The sequence below is a fragment of the Streptomyces rugosispiralis genome, assembly GCF_024505145.1.
Taxonomy (GTDB): Bacteria; Actinomycetota; Actinomycetes; order Streptomycetales; family Streptomycetaceae; genus Streptomyces; species Streptomyces rugosispiralis.
In genome coordinates this window covers 729,095-755,821 of the sequence record NZ_JANIAA010000001.1, presented here as the reverse complement: position 1 = coordinate 755,821, position 26,727 = coordinate 729,095, and the positions used below count along the sequence as shown (strand labels likewise).

General features: G+C 72.4%; 21 protein-coding genes. 10 read left to right on the top strand and 11 right to left on the bottom strand.

Annotation, left to right across the window (positions count from 1 at the left end; genetic code table 11):
- Positions 1–65: 65 nt before the first annotated feature.
- The 4 genes from NP777_RS03405 to NP777_RS03390 form a co-directional block, all read right to left on the bottom strand.
- The gene (locus tag NP777_RS03405; RefSeq protein WP_256648485.1) at positions 66–743 is read right to left on the bottom strand and encodes a septal ring lytic transglycosylase RlpA family protein; all 678 of its coding nucleotides are present in this window, start codon (positions 741–743) and stop codon (positions 66–68) included.
- Between the two features lie 188 nt (positions 744–931).
- Positions 932–1,639 carry a dienelactone hydrolase family protein gene (locus NP777_RS03400; protein ID WP_256648484.1) on the bottom strand — a complete coding sequence of 236 codons (708 nt, stop codon included), beginning with the start codon at positions 1,637–1,639 and terminating at the stop codon, positions 932–934.
- A gap of 99 nt (positions 1,640–1,738) precedes the next feature.
- Positions 1,739–2,800 (bottom strand): aldo/keto reductase, encoded by a 1,062-nt coding sequence (locus tag NP777_RS03395; protein ID WP_256648483.1) that lies wholly within the window; start codon positions 2,798–2,800, stop codon positions 1,739–1,741.
- Positions 2,801–2,917: 117 nt separating this feature from the next.
- Positions 2,918–4,456, bottom strand: a complete 1,539-nt coding sequence (locus NP777_RS03390) for an MBL fold metallo-hydrolase (protein ID WP_256648482.1) — start codon at positions 4,454–4,456, stop codon at positions 2,918–2,920.
- 217 nt (positions 4,457–4,673) lie between these two features.
- Here NP777_RS03390 and NP777_RS03385 point away from each other — a divergent pair, with 217 nt between their 5' ends.
- From NP777_RS03385 to NP777_RS03365, 5 genes are all read left to right on the top strand, one after another.
- The gene (locus NP777_RS03385; RefSeq protein ID WP_256648481.1) at positions 4,674–5,324 is read left to right on the top strand and encodes a histidine phosphatase family protein; all 651 of its coding nucleotides are present in this window, start codon (positions 4,674–4,676) and stop codon (positions 5,322–5,324) included.
- A 178-nt stretch (positions 5,325–5,502) separates the two neighbouring features.
- Entirely contained in the window at positions 5,503–6,996 is a 1,494-nt protein-coding gene (locus NP777_RS03380) for an FG-GAP repeat domain-containing protein (protein WP_256648480.1), read from the top strand.
- A gap of 102 nt (positions 6,997–7,098) precedes the next feature.
- Complete coding sequence (locus NP777_RS03375) at positions 7,099–8,514, top strand: serine/threonine-protein kinase (protein ID WP_256648479.1); 1,416 nt, start codon at positions 7,099–7,101, stop codon at positions 8,512–8,514.
- Positions 8,511–8,873 (top strand): hypothetical protein, encoded by a 363-nt coding sequence (locus NP777_RS03370; RefSeq protein ID WP_256648478.1) that lies wholly within the window; start codon positions 8,511–8,513, stop codon positions 8,871–8,873. The genes NP777_RS03375 and NP777_RS03370 overlap by 4 nt, the downstream gene beginning before the upstream one ends.
- Before the next feature lie 257 nt (positions 8,874–9,130).
- On the top strand, positions 9,131–10,447 hold the full coding sequence (locus NP777_RS03365) for a S1 family peptidase (RefSeq protein WP_256648635.1): 1,317 nt from the start codon (positions 9,131–9,133) through the stop codon (positions 10,445–10,447).
- On the opposite strand, the gene NP777_RS03360 is transcribed toward NP777_RS03365, so the two are convergent.
- From NP777_RS03360 to NP777_RS03335, 6 genes are all read right to left on the bottom strand, one after another.
- Positions 10,426–11,454, bottom strand: coding sequence for an SMP-30/gluconolactonase/LRE family protein (locus tag NP777_RS03360; RefSeq protein WP_256648477.1), 1,029 nt, complete (start codon positions 11,452–11,454; stop codon positions 10,426–10,428). The two genes, NP777_RS03365 and NP777_RS03360, sit on opposite strands and share 22 nt — an antisense overlap.
- Before the next feature lie 4 nt (positions 11,455–11,458).
- Positions 11,459–12,103, bottom strand: a complete 645-nt coding sequence (locus NP777_RS03355; protein WP_256648476.1) for a diguanylate cyclase — start codon at positions 12,101–12,103, stop codon at positions 11,459–11,461.
- A 131-nt stretch (positions 12,104–12,234) separates the two neighbouring features.
- Positions 12,235–15,351, bottom strand: coding sequence for a glycoside hydrolase family 2 TIM barrel-domain containing protein (locus tag NP777_RS03350; protein WP_256648475.1), 3,117 nt, complete (start codon positions 15,349–15,351; stop codon positions 12,235–12,237).
- A 217-nt stretch (positions 15,352–15,568) separates the two neighbouring features.
- Positions 15,569–15,814: a hypothetical protein gene (locus NP777_RS03345; RefSeq protein ID WP_138912926.1), complete on the bottom strand. Its 246-nt coding sequence runs from the start codon at positions 15,812–15,814 to the stop codon at positions 15,569–15,571.
- 91 nt (positions 15,815–15,905) lie between these two features.
- The gene (locus tag NP777_RS03340) at positions 15,906–17,135 is read right to left on the bottom strand and encodes a cation diffusion facilitator family transporter (RefSeq protein WP_256648474.1); all 1,230 of its coding nucleotides are present in this window, start codon (positions 17,133–17,135) and stop codon (positions 15,906–15,908) included.
- A gap of 177 nt (positions 17,136–17,312) precedes the next feature.
- Positions 17,313–17,912 carry a hypothetical protein gene (locus NP777_RS03335; protein WP_256648473.1) on the bottom strand — a complete coding sequence of 200 codons (600 nt, stop codon included), beginning with the start codon at positions 17,910–17,912 and terminating at the stop codon, positions 17,313–17,315.
- Positions 17,913–18,071: 159 nt separating this feature from the next.
- On the opposite strand from NP777_RS03335, the gene NP777_RS03330 reads away from it, so the two are divergent.
- The gene (locus tag NP777_RS03330; RefSeq protein WP_256648472.1) at positions 18,072–20,042 is read left to right on the top strand and encodes an amino acid transporter; all 1,971 of its coding nucleotides are present in this window, start codon (positions 18,072–18,074) and stop codon (positions 20,040–20,042) included.
- Between the two features lie 81 nt (positions 20,043–20,123).
- On the opposite strand, the gene NP777_RS03325 is transcribed toward NP777_RS03330, so the two are convergent.
- The gene (locus tag NP777_RS03325; protein ID WP_256648634.1) at positions 20,124–21,461 is read right to left on the bottom strand and encodes a radical SAM protein; all 1,338 of its coding nucleotides are present in this window, start codon (positions 21,459–21,461) and stop codon (positions 20,124–20,126) included.
- 263 nt (positions 21,462–21,724) lie between these two features.
- On the opposite strand from NP777_RS03325, the gene NP777_RS03320 reads away from it, so the two are divergent.
- From NP777_RS03320 to NP777_RS03305, 4 genes are read left to right on the top strand one after another with little or no spacing between them, the layout of a single operon-like run.
- A complete protein-coding gene (locus NP777_RS03320) occupies positions 21,725–22,846 on the top strand; it encodes an NAD(+)/NADH kinase (protein ID WP_256648471.1) in 1,122 nt (373 codons plus the stop codon).
- Between the two features lie 2 nt (positions 22,847–22,848).
- Entirely contained in the window at positions 22,849–23,475 is a 627-nt protein-coding gene (locus tag NP777_RS03315) for a 2Fe-2S iron-sulfur cluster-binding protein (protein WP_256648470.1), read from the top strand.
- Positions 23,472–24,470 carry an FAD binding domain-containing protein gene (locus NP777_RS03310; RefSeq protein ID WP_256648469.1) on the top strand — a complete coding sequence of 333 codons (999 nt, stop codon included), beginning with the start codon at positions 23,472–23,474 and terminating at the stop codon, positions 24,468–24,470. The genes NP777_RS03315 and NP777_RS03310 overlap by 4 nt, the downstream gene beginning before the upstream one ends.
- The gene (locus NP777_RS03305) at positions 24,467–26,605 is read left to right on the top strand and encodes a xanthine dehydrogenase family protein molybdopterin-binding subunit (protein WP_256648468.1); all 2,139 of its coding nucleotides are present in this window, start codon (positions 24,467–24,469) and stop codon (positions 26,603–26,605) included. Before NP777_RS03310 ends, NP777_RS03305 begins: the two co-directional genes overlap by 4 nt.
- Positions 26,606–26,727 lie beyond the last annotated feature (122 nt).

Below are 26,727 nucleotides of genomic sequence, written 5' to 3'. Positions count from 1 at the left end.
TGTGCACCCCCGCGGCACACCGGCCGCCGCACGGCGGCCGATGCGCCGCGGCCGGTGTGGCCGGTTCAGCCCACGCGTTCGATGCGCGCGTTGCGGATCAGGAATTTGCCCGGCTCACGGACCTGCTCGAAGGCGGCGTTGTTCAGCAGCGCGCAACTGCCCGAGGTCGAGGCGACGGAGACCGTTGTCGACTTGTCGTTGTCGAGATTGGTCACCTTGAGCTTGGTGCCGACCGGGAACTCATTGCTGGAGGCGGCCGGGGCCCCGCCCTCGCCGGACAGGGTGACGGTCGACCCCGCGCAGACGACCTCGCCCGAGGCGCCGGCATCACCGGCGCCGGAGTCCGAGGCCCCCGCCGAGGCGGAGGCCGACGCGGAGGCGCCGCCCTCGGCCGGAGCCGCCGCCTCGTCCTGGCCCGCGGCCCCCTCCGCCTGGCCCGCGGCCTCATCGGCGGCGCAGCCCGAAGCCTGCTGCTTCCGCTTGATCTCCTCGATGACGGCCTGCCGGTTGGCTATCCGCGCCTGTGACTGCGCATCCGGATTGGCCCGCTGATCGGCGATGAACTTCTCATTGTTGGCCAGCGCCTGCTCCAGCCCGGCGCAGGCCGTGGAGGACTGCGCCGTGCCCTCGGTGCTGGCGTTGCTGGTGGCGGCCAGCACCCCGGCGCCGGTGCCCGCCAGTGCCAGCGAACCGATCAGCAGGCCGAGCTTCTTCTTGCCGCTGAGTGTCCTTTTGCGTGTCATGTCGACTCCTTTTCGAGCTGTCCGCCATGCCATACGGGCGGCTGCCGGAGTCGTCTCAGGGTCGGACGGAAATTTTTCGGGGAAATGTGGTTGAGAATTGAACGGTGGCGGGTTCTCCGGGCCCGACCTTAAAAGGGCCTTAAGGCTTCATGAAGCCTTAAGGCCTTTTCCGGGGCAGTCCGATTTCGTCAGTCCAGCCGCTGGTGCAGGAAGCCCAGCGTGCTCTGCCAGGCCGATGCCGCGGATTCCGCGTGATAGGACGGGCGCTCGTCATTGAAGAAGGCGTGACCCGCCGGGTGGAGCCGGAAATCCGGCTCCACACCGGACTCCTCCCGGATGACCCGGCGCAGCCGCTCCAGACCGTCCAGCGGAATGGTGTTGTCGTTCTCCCCGAAATGGCCCAGGATGTCGGCCCGCAGTCCCGAGAAGTCCGGCAGCTCGCCCTGGATGACGCCGTAGAAGGGCACCGCCGCGCTGACCCGGGAATCGGCGGCGGCCAGATACAGCACGAAGCCGCCGCCCATGCAGAAGCCGACCGCTCCCACGGTGTCGGAGGTGACCTCGGGCCGCCCGAGGAGATGGTCCACCGCCCCGGAGAGCAACTCGACCCCGCGCCCCACCGGCAGTTCCTGCATCATCCGGTACGCCTCGTCGGCGTTGTGGGCGACGCTGCCCCCGTACAGATCGGGCGCCAGCGCGACGAAGCCCTCGCGGGCCAGCCGGTCGGTGACATCGGCGATGTGGTGGTCCAGGCCCCACCACTCCTGAATGACGATCAACCCGGGGCCCTGCCCGGACGGCGGGAGCGCGAGATAGCCGTGCGCGGGGGTTCCGGCGCTGGGGAAGGTGACGTTCTGGCGGGCGGGGGAGCCGGTCGGCTTCGGGGCCTCGGGCATGGCGGATCGCTCCTGTCGTACCGGTCGTCGCAGGCCCCACCCATCGTAGGGACGGCCCGTGCCACCAGGGCGCGGCGCGCTGCCACGCCGCGGGCGCGCCTACAGGATTCCGCTCGTGCTGCGGCGATGGGTGGAGCGGCGGTCGTCGATCTCGGCCCAGCGGTCGCCGTAGATGTTCTCGGTGACGGCCGGGTCCCGTACGAAGTCATGCGGGAAGCCCAGCGGCACCGCGCTGACCTCGTCCAGCCGTGCCACCGCGGCAGCGTCGAGCCGGACGTCGACGGATCCGAGGGCGTCGGTGAGCTGGGCCTCCCGGGTGACGCCGACGATCGGGATCACGGTGCCGGGGCGGCCGCGCAGCCAGGCCAGCGCCACCTGGGCCGGGGTCCAGCCGCCCTGTTCGGCGATCTCCAGCACCGCGGTGATGGTGGCCTCCTCGTTGTGTTCCGTCCGGTCGTCCCAGGTGGCATGGGTGGCCAGCCGTCCCGACTCGCCGCGGCGGTACTTGCCGGTGAGCTTGCCGCCCGCGAGCGGGCCCCATGCCAGCACGGCCAGGTCGAAGGCGCGGGCCTGGGGGAGGAGTTCGCGCTCGGGGGTGCGCTCCAGCAGGTTGTAGCGCAGCTGCGAGCCCGCGAAGCAGGTCCAGCCGCGCAGCTCGGCCAGCGTGCAGGCCTGGGCGATCTCCCAGGCGGGCCAGTCGGACACCCCGATGTACAGCACCTTTCCGGCCCGCACCAGATCGTCGAGCGCCCGCATCACCTCCTCGACGGGGGTGAAGTTGTCCCGGGCGTGCACCCACAGGACATCGAGGCGGTCGGTGCGCAGCCGCTCCAGGCTGTCCTCCACCGAACGCACCAGGTTCTTGCGGTGGTTGCCCGCGGCGTTCACATCGCCCTTGCGGGTCGCGCAGGTGTACTTCCCGGCCAGGACGAAGCTCTCCCGGCGGCCTTCGAGCAACTCGCCGAGGATGGTTTCCGAACTGCCGCCGGTGTAGTTGTTGGCGGTGTCGATGAAGTTGCCGCCCGCCTCCGCGTAGCGGTTCAGCAGCCGCCGGCTGGTCTCCTTGGCGGCCCCCCAGCCCCAGTCCTCGCCGAAGGTCATGGTGCCCAGGCTCAGCTCGCTCACCCGGAGCCCGGTCCTGCCGAACAGTGTGCAGCGCACGGTGGTCCCCTTGCGTCGGTCATGTGATGGCGTGCGCCGACGCTAGGAGTTGAAGAGCGCTCCAGGGCAACTCGCCGGGCCGTGGCGGCGACCGCCGCCACGGCCCGGCCGGGCGGGTCAGGACACGGCCGAGGCGCGGATGTCGTGTCCGTCCGCGGTCAGACAGCGGCCCGTGGTCAGGTCGTAGCGCCAGCCGTGCAGGGTGCAGGTGAGCACCTCGCCCTCGATCTGCCCGAACCGGCCGAGGTCGGCGCGCAGATGGGGACAGCGCCGCTGCACCTGCCAGCCGTCCAGCACGATGTCCTGGCCGTCGTCCTGGCAGGAGTCGTAGTAGTTCTCCACGTACTCGATGCGCTCCATCGACAGGCATTTGAAGAACACATAGAGGAACTCGTTGTACGGACCGACCCGGCTGGCGGTGAACCGCATCGACAGCAGCAGGCTGTTGGACCAGTCCACCTCGCGCCGCTCGATGTTGGTGGCCACCAGATCGGCCGAGGTGGACAGCGTGTAGCGGCAGCGCTCACCGTCCCAGAGACGGACCTCCCGCGCCGGGAAGTCGATCACGATCGGCACCTCGCCCACATCCAGCCGCGCCGGGCCGCCGACGCCCGCGCAGATCCGGTCGGCCCTGGTCAGCAGCGGTTCCCACCACTGCTTCAGCTCGGCCAGCAGTCGCTCGCGCGGCAGTGCGGGGGACCGTGAGGCACGCTCGGCGGCCAGCGCCGGCTGCTGGCGCCGGGCGAACTCCCGCAAGTACGCGGGCTTCTCGCCGAAGATGTGCTCGATCTCCGTCTCGGTGTAGCGGTGGGTGAGCTTGCACGCGGTGTCCTCCGGCTCCGCCACCGTTCCCGGCAGCAGCAGATGCGCCGCCACCTCCGGGCGCGCCCGGCCCAGCTGGCGCAGGAACTCCAGTTGGTCCACGAAGATGCTCTCCCCGTCCTGGCCGGTGCCGTTGTGCTCGAAGAGCTCGTCGTCGAGGAAGCACGGCGGACCCGCGTTGGGGAACACATGCTTGGCCTCCACCGCGTCGATGTAGCGCAGCGCCCGGTCGAACTGGCCCTGCCGCTTGCGCGCGGCGAACTCCTTCTTGGCGGAGAGCGGCAACTGGTAGACCATCGGGTACCAGATCGCCCCGGAGAACTGGACGAAGTACGCGTCCACCTCGCCGAAATCCCGGATCGCCGCGATGTCCAGCGGATGGGCGTCGTTCTGGTTGAGCAGCACGGTCCGGCCGTCGTCCAGTGAGAGCGCGGAGTCGCCGATGGGGCCGTCCCCGGGGCCGGTCAGCGCGGTGATCATGATGCGCAGACCGTCGCGCTCGACCGGTGTACCGGAGGGGGCGCGCAGGAAGTTGGTGAAACCGAGCGCGCTCAGCTCGCGTTCCAGCTCATCGGTGGCGAAGGCCGGAAGCAGCACGGTGGTGTCCTTGCGCACGTGCCGGCGCAGATTCTCCGCGTCGAAGTGGTCGCGGTGCAGATGGGAGACGTACAGATAGTCCGCCCCGCGCCCGTAGTGCGCCCAGTCCAGCTCGGTGTTGTCCGGGAACGGAAACCAGGAGCCGAAGAAGGCGGGGTTGACCCATGGATCGCAGAGCACCGACCCCGCCGCGGTCTCGATGAACAACCCAGCATGCCCAAGTCCGGTCACGCGCATACCACAGCACCTCAACCCGGTCGGTGATGTCCGATATCTCCACCGTGTGCGGGTTCCTGGCCGTGTGCATCCGCGGCTGCGCTTGCCGGGTGGCGCGATCCGCCACCCGGGTCATGCCGGTGTCTCCGTCAGGAGGCATGAGACGGTAGGCGCCACGGTCGTCCGCCGCTCCGGCGCGGATCCCGGAAGGCGCCCTCCACGTGGGCGGAGGGTGCGGATGAGGAGGGGCTGGGTGGTGCGGATCACGTTGATCGCGCCCGCCGTGAACGCGGCGCTGCGGCAGGTGCGGTTCGACGACGCCCCGCCGGACGCGGCCGGGTTGCGCCGGGCCGCGGCGGCGGCCACGTCGCTGCCCCACCACGACATGGCGTTCACCGCGCCCTCCGAGCGCTGCCGGGGCACCGCCGAGGCCCTGGGGCTCGGCGCCGCCGTGACGCCGGAGCTGCGCGATCTCGATGTGGGCCGCTGGCGGGGCCGTTCGCTGGACGAGGTGGGGCAGGAGGCGCCGGAGGAGGTGGCCGGGTGGCTGTCCGATCCGGCCGCGGCGCCGCACGGCGGCGAAACGCTGCTGGAACTGGTGGAGCGGATCGGGGCGTGGCTGGAGGCGCGACGGGAGGATCCGGCACCGCCCGTCCCCGCCCCTGAGAGTCCGCCCCCGGCCGCACCGCCCGCCCCCGCCCGTGCGGCGCGGCTGCTCGCCGTCGTGGAACCGGCCGTGGTCCGGGCCGCGCTCGTCCACGCCCTCGGCCTGCCCGCGCCCGCCTTCTGGCGGCTGGACGTCGCCCCGCTGACCGCGACGGAGCTCAGCGGCCGCGCGGGCCGGTGGAATCTGCGCTGCGGATACCCGCTGGTGGGGAGCGCGCCGTGACGAGGGGAGCGCGCGGTAACGGGAGGTGCGCGCCGTGACGAGGGGAGCGAGGCGTAACGAGGTCAGCGTGCCGTAGCGAGGGTGCGCGCGGTAACGGGGGAGCGCCGTGCCGGGGGAGCGCCGTAACGAAATGATCTCTCCGATGGCGTGCCCTCACCGAATGCGCTGTCGTGTCCTGATGGCATCCCCCACCACCAGGCTCCACCCCGCCACCGCCACCCTCTGCGCCGCCGCGCTGGCACTGCTCACCGCGTGCGGCGGTGGCGGTGGCGGTGGCGGTGGCGACGATGAGACCGACGGTGGCGACGGGGCCGGGAAGAGCACGGCCGCACCCGTCGTCACGCCCACCGCGACCGCTCCCGTCCCCCGGGGCGAGGGCAGCGCGCTCGCGGACGACCTCAACGGCGACGGCCGCCCCGAGCTCGGCATCCCGCTCGCCTCCGACGACGAGGGACTCGGCGGCCTGCGCCATATCGTCTATGTGTACGGCTCGGCGAAGGGCCCCGACCCCGCCGTCCGCACCGTACTCGGCCGAGAGGACCTCGGCCTTCCCGCCGCCGCCGGATGGCAGGGCACCGCGGGTGAGATGGACTCCGCGACCACCGCCGACCTCGACGGCGACGGCTACGCCGATGTGATCGCCACCGCCACCGAGGAGCGCGCCCCGGCCAGTGGCGAGCGCGTGCACATCACCACCCAGACGCTGCCCTACATCGCCTGGGGCGGCCCCGACGGGCCACGCCGGGGAACCCCCGCCACCCCCGTGCGACTGGCCGACGCCGACGACGGCCTCGAGAGCTCGCGGCCCCTGGCGACGGGCGACTTCAACGGGGACGGACACCACGACCTGGCCGCCGTGCGCCAGAGCGGCAAGGACTTCCATGTGCTGTACGGCCCGTTCGGCCGTGACGGCAGAGCCGCCCGTACCGAGACGTACGCCAACCCCCTCGGCTCCAGCGGCCAGATCGCGGAGCTGTACGCCGACGCCATCGACAGCGACCGGCCCACCGATCTGGTGGTGCATGAGCAGGGCGACGACGACCAGACGCGGTCCGCGCTGCTCACGGCGGGCCCGGACGGCCTCGCCACCACCGGCCGCACCCTCCGCAAGGGCAACGCGATCGCCTTCGGCGACTTCGACGGCGACGGGAAGCGGGATGTGGCGGTCGCCGACACCGGCAGCCGCAATGACGAGCCCGGCTATGAGACCGAACCCGCGGACGTCAGCCAGTCGGTGAGCGTGTACACCAAGCGCACGGCCGGATCGACCCCCGAGCCGATCAGGATCCCCGCCCTGGGCGGCGATGTGCTCGCCGCCGCCGACACCGATGGAGACGGCACCGACGAACTGGCCGTATCGCTGCGCACCGGCGGCACCGAACTGCTGACGATCCGCCCCGACGCCCCCGGAGAGATCGCCCACCGCCGCACCCTCGACCGCACCGTCCCGGCCCGGGTGGACGGCCGCGAGGTGCCGAAGAAGCGGCGCGCCGTCAGGCTCTACGGCACCGGGGACTTCGACCACGACGGCAAGGACGAGGTCGTGCCGGCCTGGGGACCGGATCCGCTCTTCGCGCTCTACGGGGAGAGGCCGCAGCGGTTCTGGGTGACCGACGGCACCGATGACACGGTGGTGTTCACCAGCGCGCCCTACGGCAAGGGCGGTTCGTAGGGCGCGGTGCGCCACCGCACGCGTGTCCGCGCGTACGACCTCTTCGCCAGGCCCGGCCGACGCCCTACTGTGGGCGTCAGTCGGCTGGTGAGGGGGAGGCGGATGACGACCGGGGGAACCTCCGGTGAGGATGGGCGGGGGAGCGGTCCGGAATCGCCCCGCGGGACCGTGCTCGGCGGCCGGTACGAGCTGCGCGGGCGCATGGGCAGCGGCGGCATGAGCGTGGTCTGGGACGCCTACGACATGTCGCTCGGCCGCCCCGTCGTCGTCAAGGAGCTGTGGCGGGGCGTCGATCCGGATCCGGAGGCGTACCGGCGGTGGCTCGAACGGCTGCGCCGTGAGGTCCGCGTCCTCGCCGCGACCGCGCATCAGCACCTGGCCGCCCTCTACGACCTGGGCGAGAGCGACGGCCGCCTCTGGATCGTCATGGAGCGCCTCGACCGGCGTTCGCTTGCGGACCGGCTCAGGGACCGGGGCGGGCGGCTTCCCGTGGCCGAGGCGGCCCGGATCGGCCTGGAGGTGCTGCGCGGGTTACGCGCGCTGTACGCGATGGGCCTGGCCCACGGGGACGTCACACCGCGGAATGTCCTTTTCCGCCCGGACGGCCCCGCGGTGCTGGTGGACCATCTCGGCCTGACCTTCGCGGACGAGGGCGACATGGTCGGGACACCCCGCTACCTGGCACCGGAACGCTTCACGTCCCCGTTCTCCCCGGCGGTCGGAGAAGCGATGCTCAAGGCCGACCTGTGGTCCCTGGGCGTGACCCTGTACCAGGCGGTCGAGGGCCGCGCGCCGTTCGAGGGGACGACGGTGTTCGAGGCGATGAGCGCGGTGCTCAACACCCCGCCGCCGCCCATGACATACGCGGGTCCGCTGCGGCCGGTGATCGAGGGTCTGCTGGTCAAGGACCCCGAAGGACGGCTGACGGCCGAGCAGGCCGAAGCGCTGCTGGGCAGCGTGGCCCGGCGGGAGGCCATGTCCGCCCCCGGGGCCGGGGCAGCGACCCTTCCCGTCCCCGCGGGGGCCGTCGAAGCCATGCGGTCGGCCCCCCGGGCGAGCGGCGCGGGCACCGGGATCCTCGCGCCGATCGCCGTTGTGCTGGGGGTCCTCCTCGCCGTGTCCGGGGCGGTGGCCCTGCCCTCACTGAGCCCGGGTTCCTGGGACGACGTTCCGGGATGGGTGGGGCCCGGGTGTCTCGGTGCGCTGTGGCTGGTGCTCGCGGCGCGCGGCTTCGCGTCGGCCAGACAGCGGGACCGGCGGGCGCGCTGGCTCGACGCCCTGCGCCCGGACGCCGGGGAGGGACCCGCCCGCCCCGCAGCGCCCTGGCAGGCGCTGCGCGAGGGATACCTGGCGTCCCTGGCGATCCCTCAGCCCCCCGCCCGGCGGGCGCGACGTCCGGTGGAGCGAGAGATGGAGCGGGACATGGCCGACCTCCTCACCGCGCTCGGCCCGCCTCCGCCACGGGCGGCGGGCTCGGACCCCGCACCCCGTCCGGACCGTCCGGGGGAGGCTCCGTGAGCGAGAACACGAGTGAGAACCCCGTGTCGGGCAGCCCGCCGGAGTCGGCGGTGCCCTGGGGCGACCGGCTGCCGGTGGAGCAGGCCAAGGAGTGGGAGGCGGTCAGGCCGGGCACGGTGGAGTGGATGCTCACCGAGCTCCAGCGGGAGCGTGCGCACCGCCGCCGCATGGACTGGGTCCACACGGGGCTGCAGGCGTTCGGCTCGCTGCTGGGCGCGGGCACGGTCGTGGCGTACATCTGGGTGGCCACGTACTTCCTCGCCCACGACGCCGCCACCCAGGGCGCGGCCATCCTCGGCGGCGGCACGGCCGCCCTGGTCGGGGGGTTCCTCGGCAAGCGCTACGGCGACCGGCGCTGATCCCGGGAGCCGCGGGCCGCCCCACCGGGTTCCGCGGCCCCGCCCGGCGAGTGAGAGCCTGTGTCATATCCCCGGCCGGGCGTGCGGCGTCTGGCACGCACCCCCAGCTACCGCTGGGAGGTGCCCCCTGACGCCGCACGCTGATCCGACCGGGGATATGACACAGGCTCTGAGCAGGATGTCGCTTCCTTACGTATGAGGGGGTGGGCCTTCGCCGTCCGAGGCCCCCGGCTGGATCGACGTAAGGAGACAGGGTGGTGAAGCACATGCGGCGCGGCGTGCGCCGGGTCGTGCGGTTCGCGGCCGTCGGGGCACTGGTCTGTGGCGGGGTGATGGTCTCGCAGGCCGGGCCGGGCGGATCGGCCCACGGGACGACCGGAGGCGACGGTAAGAGAACCCTGAGCGCGGACCGGACGGACGACGTGGGCGGACGGCTGGTGTCCGCGCTCGGCGCCTCCCGTACCGCGGGCAACTGGATCGGGGACGACGGCCGCCCGGTGGTCGCGGTGACGGACGACACGGCGGCGGACGAGGTCAGCCGGGCCGGGGCCACCGCCAAACGGGTGCGCTACAGCATGGCGGACCTGGACTCCGCGACCGAGAAGCTGCGCTCGACGCCCAAGGTGGCGGGCACCGCCTGGATGGTGGACCCCAAGTCCAACCAGGTGGTGCTGGTCGGCGACAGCACCGTCTCCACCGCCCGCTGGTCGAAGATGAAGGACCTCGCCGCGGAGGTGGGCGGCGAGGTGCGCGCACAGCGGACGCAGGGCTCCTTCACCACCAGAACCGCCGGTGCCTCGCCGATGTTCACCAACGGCAGCCGCTGCTCGGCCGGTTTCAACGTCACCAACGGCCAGACCGGCTTCATCCTGACGGCGGGACACTGCGGTCCCAACGGCACGCCCTGGTTCACCGACGGCACCGGCTCCACCCGCATCGGCACCACGGTCCAGAGCAGCTTCCCCGGCAATGACTTCTCGCTGATCCGCTACGACAACGCCTCGCTCGACCAGAGCAGTGTGGTCAACGTGGGCGGCGGCCAGACGGTGCGGGTCACCGGTGTGGCCGATCCGGTCGTGGGCCAGGAGGTGTTCCGCAGCGGCAGCACCACCGGGCTGCGCTCGGGCAAGGTGACCGGGCTCAACGCGACGGTCAACTACCCCGAGGGCACGGTCACCGGGCTCGTCCAGACCACCGTGTGCGCCGAGCCCGGCGACAGCGGGGGGCCGCTCTTCGCCCAGGGCGTGGCGCTCGGCGTCACCTCCGGCGGCAGCGGTGACTGCGAACGGGGCGGGGTGACCTTCTTCCAGCCCGTGACCAAGGCGCTGACCGCGCTCGGGGTGTCCATCCCGGGCGCCAAGGCCCAGCGCCCCAACCCGTCCATAGCCTCCGGCGCCGCCGGGAGTTCAGGGGTCGACGACGGCGTCTCGACACTCGACGACGTCGTGGCGTACGCCCAGAACTTCGGGCCCGGTCTGGTGGTCATCGTGGTGGGGTTCGTGGGGCTGCTGTCCACGCTGACCATCCGGCCCAAGCGGCGCCGCTACCGCGGCTACTCCACCGGCTGGGGATGAGCCGCCGAGGTGGCCTCCCGGGGCGGTGGCAGCGGGCAGACCGCGATGCCCCGCTCGAGCAGGCTGCCCATGACGAGGAGGCCGCCGAGCGCGCATACGCTCGTGGCCATCCGGTACGGGGTCCGGCGCCGCACCAGATGGCGGATCACCCGGCCGTCGGGGCCGATCGCCAGGGCGCGCACCGTGCGCCGCGGGCCGGGGTGGAGCCGGGTGGCGAGGGGCACCGCCGCCCTCCTGAACGGGGCGGGCGCGCGGTGCAGCAGATCGAGGGCGGGCTCCCGCGGCGCGGCTATGGCCACCCAGATGACACCGTCGGGGCCGCGGGTGAGATTGTCCGGGAAGCCCGGCAGATCGCGGACGAGAAGGTCCCGCGTCCCCGCCCGGCGGCCGGTCAGCCACAGCCGGCTGATCCGGTAGGCGCCGCTCTCGGCCACGGCCACATACGACTCGTCGGCGGCGAGGGCGACCCCGTTGGCGAACCGCAGCCCGTCCAGCACCACCTCCGGCCGGCCGCCCGGCCGCAGCCGGAGCAACTGCCCGGTGGCGGTGTTCTCCAGGATGTCCCCGAGCCAGTCCTCCAGGCCGTGGCGGCGACTGGACACGGTGAAGTACACCGTGCCGTCCTCCGCCGTGGCGACGTTGCTGCAGAACCGCAGCGGCCGGCCGGCCACCTCGTCCGCCACCACCCGTACGGACCCGTCGTCCGGCCCGACCCGCAGCAGCCCGCGCCGCGCGTCGCACACCAGCAGCCCGCCGTCGGGGCAGGGGACGAGCCCCAGCGGCCGGCCACCGGTGTGCGCGAGCACCTCGGAGCGGACGAGTTCACGGTCCGGGGACAGTGTCAGCCGCCGGACGGCCCCGTCCGCCGTCCCGGTGAGGATCCGGCCCTCCGCGTCGACGGCGACATGCTCCGGCCCGTGCGCCTCCGGGGCCAGGACCCGTGGCAGCGGCAGCGGTTCGGCCGCCACGCGGGACCGTGTCCGCGTACCGGCTCGCGTGCGCGGCATGGGCTCACACCGCCTTACGGGCCTTCGCGGCCCTGAGACACCGCCGCATCTCCTCGGCGTAGGGCAGCACCACACAGGCGCCGATGCCGAGCCCGAGGGCCGCCAGATAGCGCACGGGCAGCGGGTTGTCCTTGGGCAGCAGCTTCCAGTCCTCGGGCCGGTCCCCGCCGCGCAGCGCCGCGCGGACCTGGTCCCAGTGCAGACAGCAGGTGAACGCCATCGCCGACAGCGGCAGCACCTCCAGGAAGCTGTGGATGTGCTGCTCCACCGGGCGCACCTCGCGCTCCCCGGTGGCCAGGCTCACATCCCACAGCGCGGTGGCGCCATGGGCGACGGCCGCTCCGCCCATCACCGACAGCACCAGCGGATTGACCCGGGCCAGCAGCCCCATCGCCACGGGGACACCGGCCTCCGTCATCATCAGGGCGTGGATCGCCGACTCCTTGGTGCCCGACGTCTCCTCGATCCTGGTCCGGCGATGCATGAGCCAGTCCGCCACCGCCGGGACGAACCACAGCGGCATCACCCCGTACATCAGGAACCGCCGGTTGGCGTCCTCGACGTCCACGGCGTCGCGCGGCACCTCCAGATCGCGTGGCCGCCGCCACCGCCGCCACGCGCGGGTCACCGGGCTACGGGAAAGAGTCATCTCGCCTCCAGCACGACGTCGGAGAAGTCGGGTGCCCTCTTCGTAGCGCGGACAAACGGCCGCGGGAGGCTTCCACCCGTCCGGCGGGGCGCCGCTCGGCGTGTGACTCGGCGGCTCACTCACCCGGCCTCTCAGCCGTCACCGGCCTCGAGGGCGACGATGCGCTGGGCGCCGTCCGCCGCGCCCGGATGACGGCTGGTGAGATCCAGCCGCAGCCGCGCGGTGCGCACCGGGTCGAAGGTGATGACGGTCGGGGTGTCGGAGGCGGTGGCCCAGGCGATGGACGCCCCGCGCACCGGGACGTACGCGTGACCGTTCCACGCGGACACCTCGATCGAGGCGGGCAGGGTGTGCCCGGCGTCCACGGTGAAGGACACCTCGACACGCCGCAGCCGCCGCCTCCCGCTCCACGTCACCGAGACCCAGTCGGCCTTCCGGGCGCCGTCGAAGGCGGGGAGCAGCGCCGTGGCGGGCTTGCGGAAGGCGTTGGACCAGCCGGTGGCCGGATCGCCGTCCAGCATCGCCGAGGGCGGGCTCGTCGGCGCGCCCGAATAGCTCGCGTCGGCCAGTGGATGGTGAGGGGCACCGGGACCGGGGTCGGGCGCGAACGGCGTGGGGCGGGTGACCGGCTCCGAGGTCCCGCCGGTGGCGCGGACGGTGGCGGTGGCGGTGCGCAGCCCCGCCGAGCGGGCGGTGATGGTCAGCGGCCCGGCCTCGGTGCCGGCGCGGACGATGGCCAGGGCCTTGCCGTGGAAGGCGGTGCGGGTGCTCGCCTGGTAGCGCTCGGCGCTCTCCTGGCGGCCGTTGTCGACCCCGGCCAGGGAGCCTCCGGTGACCTTGAAGGCGATCAGATGGTCGGCGTCCGGCACCACCACACCGTGGGCGTCGACGATTTCGGCGGTCACGAAGCACAGCGAGCGGCCGTCGGCGTCGAGGGTCTCGCGGTCGGGGGTGAGCCGTACGGCGTGCGGGCCTCCCGCCGTGCGCAGCACATCGGTGGCCACCACCCGGCCGCCACGCCGGGCCACGGCCTTCAACTCGCCGGGCGCGAACGGCACCTTCCAGGTGAGGTGGAGCTTTCCGGCGCTGCCGCCCGGGCTGGTGTAGCTGCCGGGGTAGGGGCCGGAGGTGACCGTCTTGTCGTCGCCGGTCGGCTCGGTGGTCTCCAGGTAGGTGCGGCCATCCGTGGTCTTCTTGGTGTCGAACTCGCGGATCCCCAGCGAGCGGCCGTTGAGGAACAGCTCCACCGCGGCGACGTTGGAGTAGGCCCACACCTCCACGGTCTCGCCCGGCCGGTGAACGGTCCAGTCCATGGGGACCAGATGGACCATCGGTTCGCTCGTCCACTGGCTCCTGAAGAGGTGGTACATGTCCTTGGGGAAGCCCGCGGTGTCCACGGCGCCGAAGAACGACGCCTTCACCGGGAACACGTCGTACGGCGTGGGCTCGCCGATGTAGTCGATGCCCGACCACAGGAACTGCCCGGCGAAGAACCTCCGGTCCCGGTCCTTCTTCAGCCCGTACTCGCCGCTCATCGTCCAGGAGGCGAGGTTGTTGTCGTAGCTGGAGGTCTCGCGCCTGCCGGGGGTGTGGTTCTCGCCCGTGTTGAGGTGCTCGGGCTCCTGATAGGCGCCGCGGGTGGAGGTTTCCGAGGACGACTCGGACTCGAAGAGGAACAGATGCGGATAGCGGGCGTGCAGCGCGTCCACCGAGGCGGCGGTGTTGTAGTTGAGGCCGAGTCCGTCCAGCTTGGCCAGCATCAGATCGGCGGGGGAGCCCTCGGCGGGCAGCGCGCGGTACTTGTCCGAGCCGATCACCACGGGCCTGGTGTCATCGGCCGCGCGCACGGCCTCGATGAGCCGCTGGGCCATCCCCAGCCCCGGGGCGCTGGTGGAGTCGGGGATCTCATTGCCGATGGACCACATGACGACGGCGGTGGAGTTGCGGGCGGCGCGCACCATCTCGGTGATGTCCGCGTCGCAGTGCTCGTCGAAGAAGCGCCCGTAGTCATAGGTGTTCTTGCCGGTGTGCCAGCAGTCGAACGCCTCCACCAGCATCACGATGCCGAGCCGTTCGCAGATCTCGATCAGCTCCGGCGCGGGCGGATTGTGCGAGGTGCGCAGGGCGTTGACGCCCATGCTCTTCATGATGGTGAGCTGGCGCAGCACGGCGTCGGCGTTGACGGCGGCGCCGAGCGCGCCCAGGTCGTGGTGGAGATCGACGCCCTGGAGCTTGGCGTACCGGCCGTTCAGCGAGAATCCGTGGTCGGGGTCGAAGGTGGCGTGGCGGAGCCCGAAGGGGGTGCGGTACCGGTCGGTGGTGTCCTGGCCGACCCGCAGTTCGGTCTCCAGGACATAGCGCCGCGGCGTGTCGAACGACCACAGCAGCGGCCGGTCGACCCTGAGCTCCTGGGTTGCGGTACGGGTGTCACCCGCCCCGACGGTGAGGGTGGAGTGCGCCTGGACCACCATGTGCCCATCGGGGTCCTTGACGGTGGAGACCACGGTCACCGGCTTCCGGCCGTCGGAGTCGTTGACCACGAGGGTCCGCGCCCGCACGGTGGCATGGCCGGCCCGCAGGGTGGTGGCCAGGCCGGGGGTGGTGACGTACGTACCCCACCGGGCCACATGGACCGGGTCGGTGACCACGAGCCGGGCGTGGCGGTAGATGCCGCTGCCCGAGTACCAGCGGCTGCTGGGGAGCCGGTTGCGCACCTTGACGGCGAGGACGTTGGGGGTGGCGCCGTCGGTGTGGGCCACCTCGGTGAGGTCGAGGGCGAAGCCGGTGTATCCATAGGGGTGTTCGCCGATGAGCCGTCCGTTGCAGTACACGGACGAGTCCATGTACACGCCGTCGAATTCGACGGAGATCCGCTTGCCCGCGAGGGCGCGGGGCAGGGTGAACGTGGTGCGGTACCAGCCGAGGCCGCCGGGCAGGAAGCCGGTGCCACCGCTGGTGCCGTGGTCGGTGGTGGGGGTGAGCTCGATGCTCCAGTCGTGCGGAACCGCGACCTCACGCCAGGCCGAGTCGTCGTACGCCGGGTCATGGGCGTGTCCGTACGCGCCGGTCGGGTCGGTGATGCCGCCGGGGTTGACGAGGGCGAAGCGCCAGCCGTCCGTGAGCGGGACGGTCCGGCCTCCCATGGCGCGGGACGCGGCGGCGGCCTGGGCGGGAGCGGCCGTGACGAGTGCCCCGGCCATCGGGGCGGCGGTGCCTGCGATCAGTAACGATCTGCGAGTGACCGCCATCGCGATCCCCTTCTCTTCGATTGTGTGGTGTGCAAGAGCTTGCATGGCACTAGGGCCGTTGACCGACCACAACAGCCCTTTGCGCAACAGATTCTGACAGTTTCAAACAGGGAACTGTCAAGGGTCCCGCAGGGGCCGGGAGTTCGGCGTCCTGGCGCGCAGAGTGGCCCCCACCCGTGGTGGGGGCCACCTCGCCGGAAAGGGGACTGGCCGGCGCTCAGTAGTCGTAGTGGTGGTGGTGCCGGTGATGGTCGGGTTCCTCGACCACCGGGGGTGCCACGGCGCCCGGCTCGACGACGCGCCGGCGCTTGTAGACGCTCACATACGCGCATGTGCCGATGATGCCGACTGCCATCAGAATCAGGCCGACCAAGTGGACGTTGAAGCCGTTGGCGTTCCAGTCGGTGGCGAAGGTGAGAATCCCTCCCACCGCGATCATCAAAATGCAACCGCCGAGGCCCATCAGTTCTGCCTCCGTACATGAGTTCGCTGTTGTGGGCTGGTTTTCACCGAGTACCCAAGCCCGCCGGGGCCAATCTCACGCCCCGTCGTCCTCACGCCCCGTCGTCCTCGCGCTCCACGGCCGCCACCGTCTCCTCCAGCGCCTGGCGGTCCGCACGCGCTTTCGCCCGGTCCTTGGCCGAGGCGTCGGTGACATCGAGGAAGATCTGGTCGGCGTGCGGCCAGAGCTCCGCCATCGCCGTCTTGACGCGTACCAGGACCTCCTCGACCTCCTCGCTGTCGAGTCCGGGGACGAGGTCGACCCGGGCCGCCACCAGCGTCGAGTCATTGCCCAGACGCATCGTCAGCAGCGTGGTCACGGTGTCGATATGCGGCCGCGCCTCGAGGAACCGGCGGAGCTCCCGGCGCTGGACCGGGTCGATCGCCTCACCGATGAGCCGCCCGCGCGACTCCCTGGCCAGCCGGTAGGCCACATAGACCAGCAGCGCCCCGATCAGGAAGGAGGCCGTGGCCTCGTAGACCACCTGGCCGGTGACCATGTGCAGCCACATGCCGAGCAGCGCGAACACCACACCGAGACAGGCGGTGGAGTCCTCGGCCAGAACGGTGCGCAGTGTGGGGTCGTCCCCCCTGCGCAACTCGGCCATCATGCCGCGGCGCGCCTCCCGGGCGTGCCCGCGCACCTGGACCAGCGCCCGGACCAGCGAGGAGCCCTCGGCGATGAGCGCCACGCCCAGGACCGCGAGGCCCACCAGATAGCCGCTGTGGTCCTCGGAGCTGCCCGCGCTCAGCGCCTCGGCGCCCTGGAAGAAGGAGAAGCAGCCGCCCATGACGAAGATGCCGACGGCGGCCAGCAGCGCCCAGAAGTAGCGCTCCTTGCCGTAGCCGAACGGGTGCCGGTCGTCGGGGGCCCGCCTGCTGCGTTTGAGGGAGGCGAGCAGGAACACCTCGTTGAGGCTGTCCGCGACGGAGTGAGCGGCCTCCGAGAGCAGCGCGGGGGAGCCGGCGAAGATCCCGCCGACGGCCTTGGCCAGCGCGATCACCAGATTGGCGCCGAGGGCGACGAAGACGGTGACGGCGGTCCGGGAGTCCTGGCCCTGGCCCTGCCGGGCGCCGGATCCGTCCGGCTCGTGGTCGCTGCCCGGGGTGTCCGGCGCGTCCGGGGTGTCCGGCGCGTGCGGGGTGTCCTGCGCGTCCTGCGCGTCTGGTGTTTCCTGCGCGTCCGGCGCACGCGAGGTCTCCGGCGGGTCCGGCGGGTCCGGCGTATGCGGCGTACGCGGTGTTCCGTGCCGGTCGGAGGAGTGCGTGGTGGAACGGCTCATCGGCGGGAAACTCCCTAGGGGAAGTCCGTGCCGTCCTGATGGCCCTCTGCGCCGGGGCGGCCGGACGGCCTGTCCCCTTCGCGGGTGTCCCGATGTCGGGACCTCAATCGTGACACGCCCGCCGAGGGAGCGCGCCCCGCCCGATCCATCCGGGTCCCGGGGCGCGCTCGGATGGGGTCAGCCGGCGGGGGCGTTCGGGGATGCGGGCACCTTCGGCAGGTCGCTGAAGATGTCGAGCCCCATGGCGGCGGCGATCAGCAGACCGATCACGCCCAGCGCCACCGCTCCCCAGGCCACCGCGGTCACCCAGGGTGCCCCGGTCGCGACGGGCCGCCGCTGCCGCAGCAGCACCACGGCGGCGATCACCACGGCGGCCAGCGCGAACAGCCCGTTGACGAGGGCCGTGGTGTGCCACGGAGTGCCGTACACCGCGGAGATCTGATCGGCGGCCGCCCCGGACTGGGCCTTGATCTGGCCGGTCAGCTGCTTGCGCTCCTGGAGCATGGTGCCCAGCCAGGTGCCGGAGAGCGAGGCGAGCCCGAGGCCCGCGGCGACGACCGAGGCGGCGCCGGGGAGGACGCCCGGTGTGGTGGCCGGGGGAGGGGCCGCGATGTCGTCGGTGGGGTCGTGTGCTTCCAGCGAGTCCGGGGCTTCCTTCGGGTCCGGGGTTTCCTGCTGGTCCGAAACAGCGTTCGGGACACCCTCCGCCGTGGCTTCCTCGGCTTCTGCGGGCTGCGCTGCGGTGTCGGTCGGTTGGTCGGTCTTGGTGGTGTCCATGTGCCGCAACCGTACGGACCGAAGATGAAAACCCACTGAGAAAGCGATGTCCTTCGGCCGGCGGCTCCGGCCGGGTGGTGGCCGGCCGCGCCGCATACGCTGACCGAAGGGTCTCACCGATGGCCGGGGACCCCTCTCGCCGTACGACGGGAGTACCCCGTGGTCTCCTCCACCTCTGGCGGTGCCGCCTCCGACGGCGGGGCACGGCACCGGCTGCGCGCATGGCTGCTGGAGGGCCTGACCGACATCGCCAAGCGGCAGCCCGGCCCGCACGCCGAACCGGAGGGCGCGCACCTGGGCCGGCCGTGGTGGCGGGTGATGTGTCTGACCGGTCTGGACTACTTCTCCACCCTCGGCTACCAGCCCGGAATCGCCGCCCTGGCGGCCGGGCTGCTCTCCCCCGTGGCCACCGTGGTGCTGGTGGTGGTGACCCTGGTGGGCGCGCTGCCGGTGTACCGCAGGGTGGCCGAGGAGAGCCCGCACGGCCAGGGCTCGATCGCGATGCTGGAGCGGCTGCTGACCTTCTGGAAGGGCAAGCTGTTCGTCCTCACCCTGCTGGGCTTCGCGGCCACCGACTTCCTCATCACCATCACCCTCTCCGCCGCCGACGCCACCGCCCATCTGGTGGAGAACCCGCATTTCACCGCGGCCCTGCGCGGCCATGAGGTGGCCATCACCCTGATCCTGGTGGGAATGCTCGGGGCGGTGTTCCTCAAGGGGTTCACCGAGGCCATCGGGATCGCGGTGGCGCTGGTCGCCGTCTATCTGCTGCTCAACGCCGTCGTGGTGGTGGTCGGGCTGTGGCATGTGTGCACCGCGCCCCATGTGATCCCCGACTGGACCCGGGCGCTGGTGGCCGAGCGCGGCAGTCCGCTGGTGATGGTCGGCGTGGCGCTGGTGATCTTTCCGAAGCTGGCCCTCGGGCTGTCCGGGTTCGAGACGGGCGTGGCCGTCATGCCGCATATCGAGGGCAGACCGGGCGACACCGAGGAGCGCCCCGCCGGACGTATCAAGGGCGCCCGGAAGCTGCTGACCACCGCCGCGGTGATCATGAGCGTCTTCCTCATCACCTCCAGCTTCATCACGACCCTGCTGATCCCGCAGCGGGCGTTCGAACCGGGCGGCGAGGCCAATGGGCGCGCCCTCGCCTATCTCGCCCATGAGTATCTGGGCTCGGCGTTCGGCAGCGTCTATGACGCCTCCACCATCGCCATCCTCTGGTTCGCCGGGGCCTCGGCCATGGCCGGACTGCTCAATCTGATGCCGCGCTATCTGCCGCGCTACGGCATGGCACCCCACTGGGCCCGCGCGGTCCGCCCCATGGTGCTGGTGTTCATCGTCATCGCGTTCCTGGTGACCTGGATCTTCAAGGCGGACGTGGACGCCCAGGGCGGCGCCTACGCCACCGGGGTGCTCGTGCTCATCACCTCGGCCGCCATCGCCGTCACCATCGCCGCCCGGCGGGCCCGGCAGCGCGGCTGGACCCTCGGCTTCGGTGTCATCTCGCTGATCTTCCTGTACACCACCGCGGTCAACGTCATCGAGCGGCCCGACGGCGTCAAGATCGGCGCCTGCTTCATCGCGGGCATCATGGCCGTATCGCTGCTGTCCCGGGCGGCCAGGGCGTTCGAGCTGCGGGTCACCAGCGTGACCTTCGACGCGCTGGCCGAGCGGTTCGTCCGCGACACCGCCCACCGCAGGATCCGCCTCATCGCCAACAAACCGGAACGCCGCGACCTGGCCGAATACCGCGAGAAGCAGCAGCAGATCAGGGCGGACAACGACATCCCGCCCGAGGACGACATCATCTTCGTCGAGGTCACGGTGGCCGATCCGTCCGAGTTCGAGAGCGACCTGCGGGTGTGCGGCGAGGTGGTGCACGGCCGCTACCGGGTGCTGACCCTGCAGAGCGCCACCATCCCGAACGCGCTGGCGGCGCTGCTGCTGCGGGTGCGGGACATGACCGGGCAGCGTCCGCACATCTACTTCGAGTGGACGGAGGGCCATCCGCTGGCCCACTTCCTGCGCTTCTTCCTCTTCGGCCAGGGAGAGGTCGCCCCCGTCACCCGCGAGGTGCTCCGCGAGGCGGAACCCGACCGCGGCCACCGCCCCCACGTCCACGTCGGCTGAACGGGTCCCGCCGAGCCGGGGCGGCCGCCGCGTCAGGGGGCCGTCAGGGCGCCGTCGGTGTCAGCGCGCCGTCGATGACGGTCAGGGCGCCACCGGCGCCGGGTCCGGATCGGTGGCGGGCAGGCTGTCCATGAACGAGCTCACCGAGAACACCGCCCGCCCCGGCCCCGGTGGGCCGTAGCCGGGCGGCGAGGACAGCCCGAAGTCCTCGAGCGTCGCCCGGTAGGTCTCCAGCAGCCGGATGTGGTACTCCAGCGGGGCGCCCTGCGGGTTCTCCTTGCCCAGCGGTGTCGTCGGCTCGGGGCACCAGGTGGTGAACCGGGGCACGACCCCGTGCGACATGAAGAACCGCAGCCCCTCGGCGGTCGAGTCGATCGCCTCGGCCACGGTCGCGAAGCCGAGCGGCTGGGCCATCTCCACGCCCGCCACGAAGTTGGGGATCACATTCCGGGCGCCGAACACCTCGGCCGAGTCCAGGATCCGGCGGTGCCACTCGTCCCGGCCGATGTAGCGCTCCTTGCCCGGGCAGTACAGCTCGAACAGCCGCCGGTCCCACACCTCGAAGTTGGGGTGGTAGATCCGCACCCCGTAGTCGTGGAACCGCTGTACATCGGCCTTGGGCAGCGCCTGCGCCACCACCTTGCCGATCCACCGGCCCGGGAAGCGCTCCTCGATGGCCTTCGCGTACTGGCCGTAGAAGTCGGCCTCGTCACGGCCGCCCACATGCGAGGTGATCGCGCCACCGGTCAGGGTGTACGCCTGGGAGGTGCGGGCGGTGTCATGGCGGTCGATGATCTCCAGCGCCTCCAGCACCTCCTCGACCGGCTTCACCCCGGTGTACGGGCGGCCCGCCGCCTTGTGCTGACGCCAGTTGTGATTGATGTCGCAGTACTGGCACTCCTCCTTGGCGCCGAAGTACTGGCACACCCGGAAGACCGTCAGATAGACCAGATAGCCCCACTGGATGGTCGGCGCGACCTCCATCACCGACTTGCCGTTCGACAGCGTGTGGCGGTAGTAGTCCGGCATCGGCGGCAGCCCCACGTCGGCGATGCGCGCACCGTCCAGAAACAGCCCCAGCGCACCGTCCTCCCCGGCCCGGACCACATACGGCGAGGCGGGGTTGACGCGGACGGACACCACGGTGCGGCGCAGGTCGTACGGCCCGCCGGTGAGCACGATCTCCTCGGGCGGCCGGTTGAGGGCCGCGGCGCCCAGCTCCGGCAGGGTGCGGTGGTCGAACGAGAAGATGAAGTACGACTTCGGCTTGACGTCGCCGTCCTCGTTGCCGCTGAGCGCGGACTCGTCGAAGGCCATGCCGCCGCGCAGCAGGTCCTCCTTGAGCACGGCCTCCCGGGGCACCTGGGGGAAACGCCCCATCAGCCCCTCGACCAGCGCGGTTCGTCTCTCGCTCGTCATCTGCTGCACCATCCCCCTGGCTCCATACGGACGTGGTGTGGTTCCCACGTGGGTCTCTGTGCCGCCGAACACCATAGATCAGGACGGATATTCGACTCCAGGGCACCCGGCCCGTGTCCGCCCGCGCCCGGCCCGCGCCCGGCCCGTGTCCGCCCGTGTCCGCCCCGCGCCCGCCCCGCGCCGGCTTCGCGCCCGCCCCGATGTGGCGCCTCCCGTCCGCCCGATGGGCGCTTCGGGGCCGGCCGATCTACGGTGGAATGGCCATGGCTGTCAACCGGCTCGGCATGGTCGTCCACCAGGCCCGCCCCACCGCCGTCGCGGCGGCGCGCACCGCCCGCGCATGGGCCGCTGCCCATGGCATCTCCTGCTTCGAGCTGGACGTCTGGCGCGGCGATCAGCCCCGGCGCAGCGCCCAGGAGGAGTCCGCGGCCGCCGGCCACCCCGATCTGATCGTCACCTTCGGCGGCGACGGCACCTTTCTGCGCGGCGCCCGGCTCGCCGCCAGGAACGGGGCCGCGGCGCTGGGAGTGAACGTGGGGCGGGTCGGCTTCCTCACCGAGATCAGCGTCGACCAGGTGGAGGACGCGCTGAACGCCGTCCACGAGGGCCGTGCCACGATCGAGGAGCGCATGCTGCTCACCCTGCGGGCGTCCCGGCCGCTGGAGATGCCCGAGGGCATGGAGGCGCTGCTGCGCTACGGGCGGGGCCCGGTACCGCCCCCGCCCAAGGTCCGCCCCGGCCGCGGCGCCGAGGAGGTCGGCTGGGGCATTCCGCTGGATGTCAACGCCGTCAACGACGTGGTCTTCGAAAAGCTCGCCCGCGACCGCCAGGCCGGTCTCGGCGTGTATGTGTCCGCTCAGCTGCTCGCCTCGTACTCGGCGGACGCGGTCGTCGTGGCCACTCCGACCGGCTCCACCGCCTACAGCTTCGCCGCCGGCGGGCCGGTGGTCTCCCCGTACCTGGACGCGGTGGTCTTCACCCCGGTCGCCCCGCACATCGCCTTCGACCGCACCGTGGTGGCCGCGGTGGACGAACCCGTCGCCGTACGGGTGCTGCCGACCTCGGGGCAGGTGGCGGTCAGCCTCGACGGGCAGCTGCGCGGGGTGCTTAATCCGGGCGACTGGGTGGCGGCCTACCGGGCACCGGCCCGGCTGCGGCTGGTACGGCTCGCGCCGACGCAGTTCTACCACCGGCTGCGGGAGCGCTTCCGGCTGGCCGACTCGCCCGCCGCCGACCCGGCCCCGCCGTTCTACCGCCCCAGCGCCCCGATCCCGCCGGACCTGGCGCATCTGCGGTTCCCCCCGGCGCCCGACGACCCGCCGGGGCCGGACTCCGACGACCCGCCGGGGCCGGACTCGGACCGGGGGTCGGACGACCGGCGCTGAAGATGCGGGGCGCCCGCCCCGATGCCAGGCTGACGGGTGTGACAGCTCACGCGTTTCACAGCGACTTCGCGCTGCGTGTCAACGGTGCCGACCGCCCCCTCACCCTCGACCACCGGGTGACCCTGCTGGACGCCCTCCGCGAACACCTGGCGCTGACCGGGGTCAAGAAGGGGTGCGACCACGGGCAGTGCGGGGCCTGCACCGTCCTGATCGACGGGGAGCGCGTCAACAGCTGCCTGGTGTTCGCCGTGGCCGCCCAGGGGCGGGACATCACCACCATCGAGGGCGTGGCCGGGCTCGCCGCCCCGGAGGAACTCCACCCGCTGCAGCGGGCGTTCCTGGAGCACGACGGCTTCCAGTGCGGCTACTGCACACCGGGCCAGATCTGCTCCGCCCTCGGCGTGCTCGCCGAGGCCGCGCGCGGCTGGCCCAGCCATGTCACGGAGGACCTGGCGGCCGGGGTCGGCGCGCCGGGTGAGCTGGACGCCGACGAGATCCGGGAGCGGATGAGCGGCAACCTGTGCCGCTGCGGGGCGTACCCCGGCATCGTGGCCGCCATCCGCGAGGTCGCCGGGGCCGACGGGGGCGGGGCGCCCGCCACCACCGGCGTGGCGGGAGGGACGCGATGAAGCCCTTCGGCTACGAGCGCGCCACCGACCCCCAGGCCGCCGCCACGCTCGTGGCCGACTCCACCGGGGCGGTGTACCTGGCCGGGGGCACCAACCTGGTGGACCTGATGAAGCTCGGGGTGACCGAGCCCGCCCTGCTCGTCGACATCACCGGGCTCCCGTACGACTCCGTGGAGCACCGCCCGGACGGCGGGGTGCTCATCGGCGCGCTGGTCCCGGGCAGCCGCCTCGCCGGGGACCCCGGCATCCGCGAACGGTTCCCGGCGCTTGCCGAGGCGCTGCTGTCGGGGGCCTCCGGACAGCTGAGGACCGTGGCCACCACCGGTGGCAATCTGCTGCAGCGCACCCGGTGTGTGTACTTCCAGGACGTGACCAAGCCCTGCAACAAGCGGCGGCCGGAGACCGGCTGTTCGGCCGTCCAGGGCCTCCACCGCGACCTGGCCGTGCTCGGCACCTCCGACTTCTGCGTGGCCGGCCACCCCTCGGACATGGCGGTGGCGTTGGCCGCGCTCGACGCGGTCGTCCATCTGCGGCGGGTGAAGGGCAGCGCCCGTACGGTGCCGCTGAACGGCTTCTATCTGCTGCCCGGCGACACCCCGCACCGCGAGACGGTGCTGCAGCCCGGCGATCTGATCACCGGTGTCGAGCTGCCACCGCCGCCCGAGGGCGCCGCCATGTCCTACCGCAAGGTCCGCGACCGCTGGTCCTACGCGTTCGCCCTGGTGTCGGTGGCCGCCGTCGTGGCCACCGAGGCCGACGGCACGCTGCGGGAGATCCGGCTGGGGCTCGGCGGAGTGGGCGCCCGCCCCTGGCGGGCCCGCGAGGCCGAGCGGCTGCTGACCGGCCGGCAGCCGACCGAGGAGCGCCTGCGGGAGGCGGCACGGGCCGAGTTCGCCTCGGCGCGCCCGCTCCCGCAGAACGCGTTCAAGATCGATCTCGCCGTGGATGTCATCACCGCGGCCGTGCGCGACCTCGTGGGAGGGCAGCGGCGATGACCACGCTCCAGCGGACCGTGGGCGCGGAGGTGACCCGCGTCGAAGGGCGCGAGAAGGTCACCGGCGCGGCGCTCTACGCGTACGAGTACCCGGTGCCCGACGCCCTGTACGCGTGGGCGGTGCAGTCCACCGTTCCGCGCGGCACGGTGCGCGCCGTCGACACCGTCGCGGCGCTGTCCCTGCCGGGCGTGGTGGCCGTGCTCGACAGCCGTAATGTGACCCGGCTGCGCCCGACCGACACCCCCGAACTCGCCGTTCTGCAGTCCCCCGAGGTCGCCTACCGGGGGCAGATCGTCGCGGCCGTGGTGGCCGACACCTTCGAGACGGCCCGTCAGGCGGCGGCCGCCGTGCGGGTCGAGTACGACGTGGACGACCACGACGCCGAGCTGATGGACGGCGATCCGCGCATCTTCGTCCCCGAGACGGTCAACGGCGGCTACCCGGGGCATGCGGAGACCGGCGACGTGGAGGCCGCCCTCGCCGCGGCGCCGGTCGTCCTCGACGCCACGTACACCACGCCCCCCGAGCACACGGCCACGATGGAACCGCATGCCACCATCGCCGTCTGGGACGGGGACACGCTGACTCTCTACAACGGCGACCAGGCCCCCTGGATGACGGCCGCCAGGGTGGCGGAGCTGTTCGGCCTGCCCGAGGGCGCCGTCCGCATCGTGGCCGACCACACCGGCGGCGGGTTCGGCTCCAAGGCGATTCCCCGCCCGCCCACGGTGCTCGCCGCGCTGGCCGCCCGCGCCGTGGGCCGCCCGGTCAAGGTGGCGGCCACCCGGCAGCAGATGTTCACCATGGTCTCGTACCGCACGCCCACCCTGCAGCGCATCCGGCTCGGCGCCGAACGGGACGGCAGGCTCACCGCCATCTGGCACGACGCGCTGCAGCAGAGCTCCACGCTCACCCCGTACTGCGAGCAGACGGTCACCTGCACCCGCGTCATGTACGCGGCCCGCCACCGCCGGACCACCCACCGGCTGGCGCAGCTGGATGTGCCGACGCCCTCGTGGATGCGCGCCCCCGGCGAGGCGCCCGGGATGTTCGCGCTGGAGAGCGCGATGGACGAGCTCGCCGTGGCGCTTGGCATGGACCCCATCGATCTGCGGGTGGCCAACGAACCGTCCGTGGACCCCGGGACCGGCCATCCCTTCAGCAGCCGCAATCTGGTGGCCTGTCTGCGGGAGGGCGCGGCGCGCTTCGGCTGGGCGGGCCGCGACCCCGCGCCGGGCCGCCGCCGGGAGGGGGAGTGGCTGCTCGGCACCGGAGTGGCGGCGTGCAACTACCCCGCCCTCACCTGGCCCTCCACCGCGAACGCCCGCGTCGAGCCCGGCGGAGGCTTCACCGTACGGATCGCCGCGGCCGACATGGGCACCGGCGCCCGCACCGCGCTGACCCAGGTGGCGGCGGACGAACTCGGTGTGGAGATCGACCGGGTCACCCTCGACATCGGCCGCAGCGCCTACGGCCAGGCACCGTGGGCGGGCGGCTCGATGGGCCTCAGCTCGTGGGGCTGGGCGGTGTCCAAGGCATGCCGGGCGCTGACCAAACGGCTGGACGAGGTCTCCGGCGCGATCCCGCCCGGTGGACTGGAGGAGCGGGCGGACACCGCCGAGGACGTCGAGGCGCGCCGGGCGTTCTCGCGCCACGCCTACGGCGCCCAGTTCGCGGAGGTGCGGGTGGACGCCGTCACCGGCCAGGTGCGGGTCGACCGGCTGCTGGGAATGTTCGCCGCCGGACGCGTCATCAACCCCCGGACCGCGGGCTCGCAGCTGCGCGGCGGTATGTGCATGGGGCTGTCGATGGCGCTGCACGAAAACCTGGAGCCGGACCCGCGGTTCGGCGACTTCGCCAACCACGACCTCGCCACGTATCACATCGCGGCCAGCGCGGATGTGCGCGATGTCCAGGCGCACTGGCTCGAGGAGACCGACGACGAGCTCAACCCGATGGGCAGCAAGGGCATCGGGGAGCTGGGCATCGTCGGCACGGCGGCGGCGATCGCCAACGCGGTGTACCACGCCACGGGGGTGCGGGTCCGCGATCTGCCGATCACGGTGGAGCGGGTGCGCGCGGGGCCCCCCGCGGGGCCGTCCGCCGGGCTCTCCGCGGGGCCGTCCGCCCGCTGAGCGTCCGCCCGGCCGTCGCGGCTCCAGGCTCCGGCGCGGCTCCCGGCTCCGGCACGGCTCCCGGCCCGTCGCGGCTCCCGGGGTGTCCCGCGGTGACGGCGCGGGACACCCGGTCGCGTGGG

Coding starts and splice junctions, on each gene's coding strand:
- NP777_RS03360 (WP_256648477.1), bottom strand. CDS start 11,454: ATGCCGCGCACGCGAGCCGGTACGCGGACACGGTCCCGCGTGGCGGCC.
- NP777_RS03405 (WP_256648485.1), bottom strand. CDS start 743: ATGACACGCAAAAGGACACTCAGCGGCAAGAAGAAGCTCGGCCTGCTG.
- NP777_RS03385 (WP_256648481.1), top strand. CDS start 4,674: ATGAGGAGGGGCTGGGTGGTGCGGATCACGTTGATCGCGCCCGCCGTG.
- NP777_RS03355 (WP_256648476.1), bottom strand. CDS start 12,103: ATGACTCTTTCCCGTAGCCCGGTGACCCGCGCGTGGCGGCGGTGGCGG.
- NP777_RS03350 (WP_256648475.1), bottom strand. CDS start 15,351: ATGGCGGTCACTCGCAGATCGTTACTGATCGCAGGCACCGCCGCCCCG.
- NP777_RS03390 (WP_256648482.1), bottom strand. CDS start 4,456: ATGCGCGTGACCGGACTTGGGCATGCTGGGTTGTTCATCGAGACCGCG.
- NP777_RS03345 (WP_138912926.1), bottom strand. CDS start 15,814: ATGGGCCTCGGCGGTTGCATTTTGATGATCGCGGTGGGAGGGATTCTC.
- NP777_RS03375 (WP_256648479.1), top strand. CDS start 7,099: ATGACGACCGGGGGAACCTCCGGTGAGGATGGGCGGGGGAGCGGTCCG.
- NP777_RS03335 (WP_256648473.1), bottom strand. CDS start 17,912: ATGGACACCACCAAGACCGACCAACCGACCGACACCGCAGCGCAGCCC.
- NP777_RS03325 (WP_256648634.1), bottom strand. CDS start 21,461: ATGACGAGCGAGAGACGAACCGCGCTGGTCGAGGGGCTGATGGGGCGT.
- NP777_RS03340 (WP_256648474.1), bottom strand. CDS start 17,135: ATGAGCCGTTCCACCACGCACTCCTCCGACCGGCACGGAACACCGCGT.
- NP777_RS03315 (WP_256648470.1), top strand. CDS start 22,849: ATGCGGGGCGCCCGCCCCGATGCCAGGCTGACGGGTGTGACAGCTCAC.
- NP777_RS03400 (WP_256648484.1), bottom strand. CDS start 1,639: ATGCCCGAGGCCCCGAAGCCGACCGGCTCCCCCGCCCGCCAGAACGTC.
- NP777_RS03305 (WP_256648468.1), top strand. CDS start 24,467: ATGACCACGCTCCAGCGGACCGTGGGCGCGGAGGTGACCCGCGTCGAA.
- NP777_RS03310 (WP_256648469.1), top strand. CDS start 23,472: ATGAAGCCCTTCGGCTACGAGCGCGCCACCGACCCCCAGGCCGCCGCC.
- NP777_RS03320 (WP_256648471.1), top strand. CDS start 21,725: ATGGCTGTCAACCGGCTCGGCATGGTCGTCCACCAGGCCCGCCCCACC.
- NP777_RS03380 (WP_256648480.1), top strand. CDS start 5,503: ATGGCATCCCCCACCACCAGGCTCCACCCCGCCACCGCCACCCTCTGC.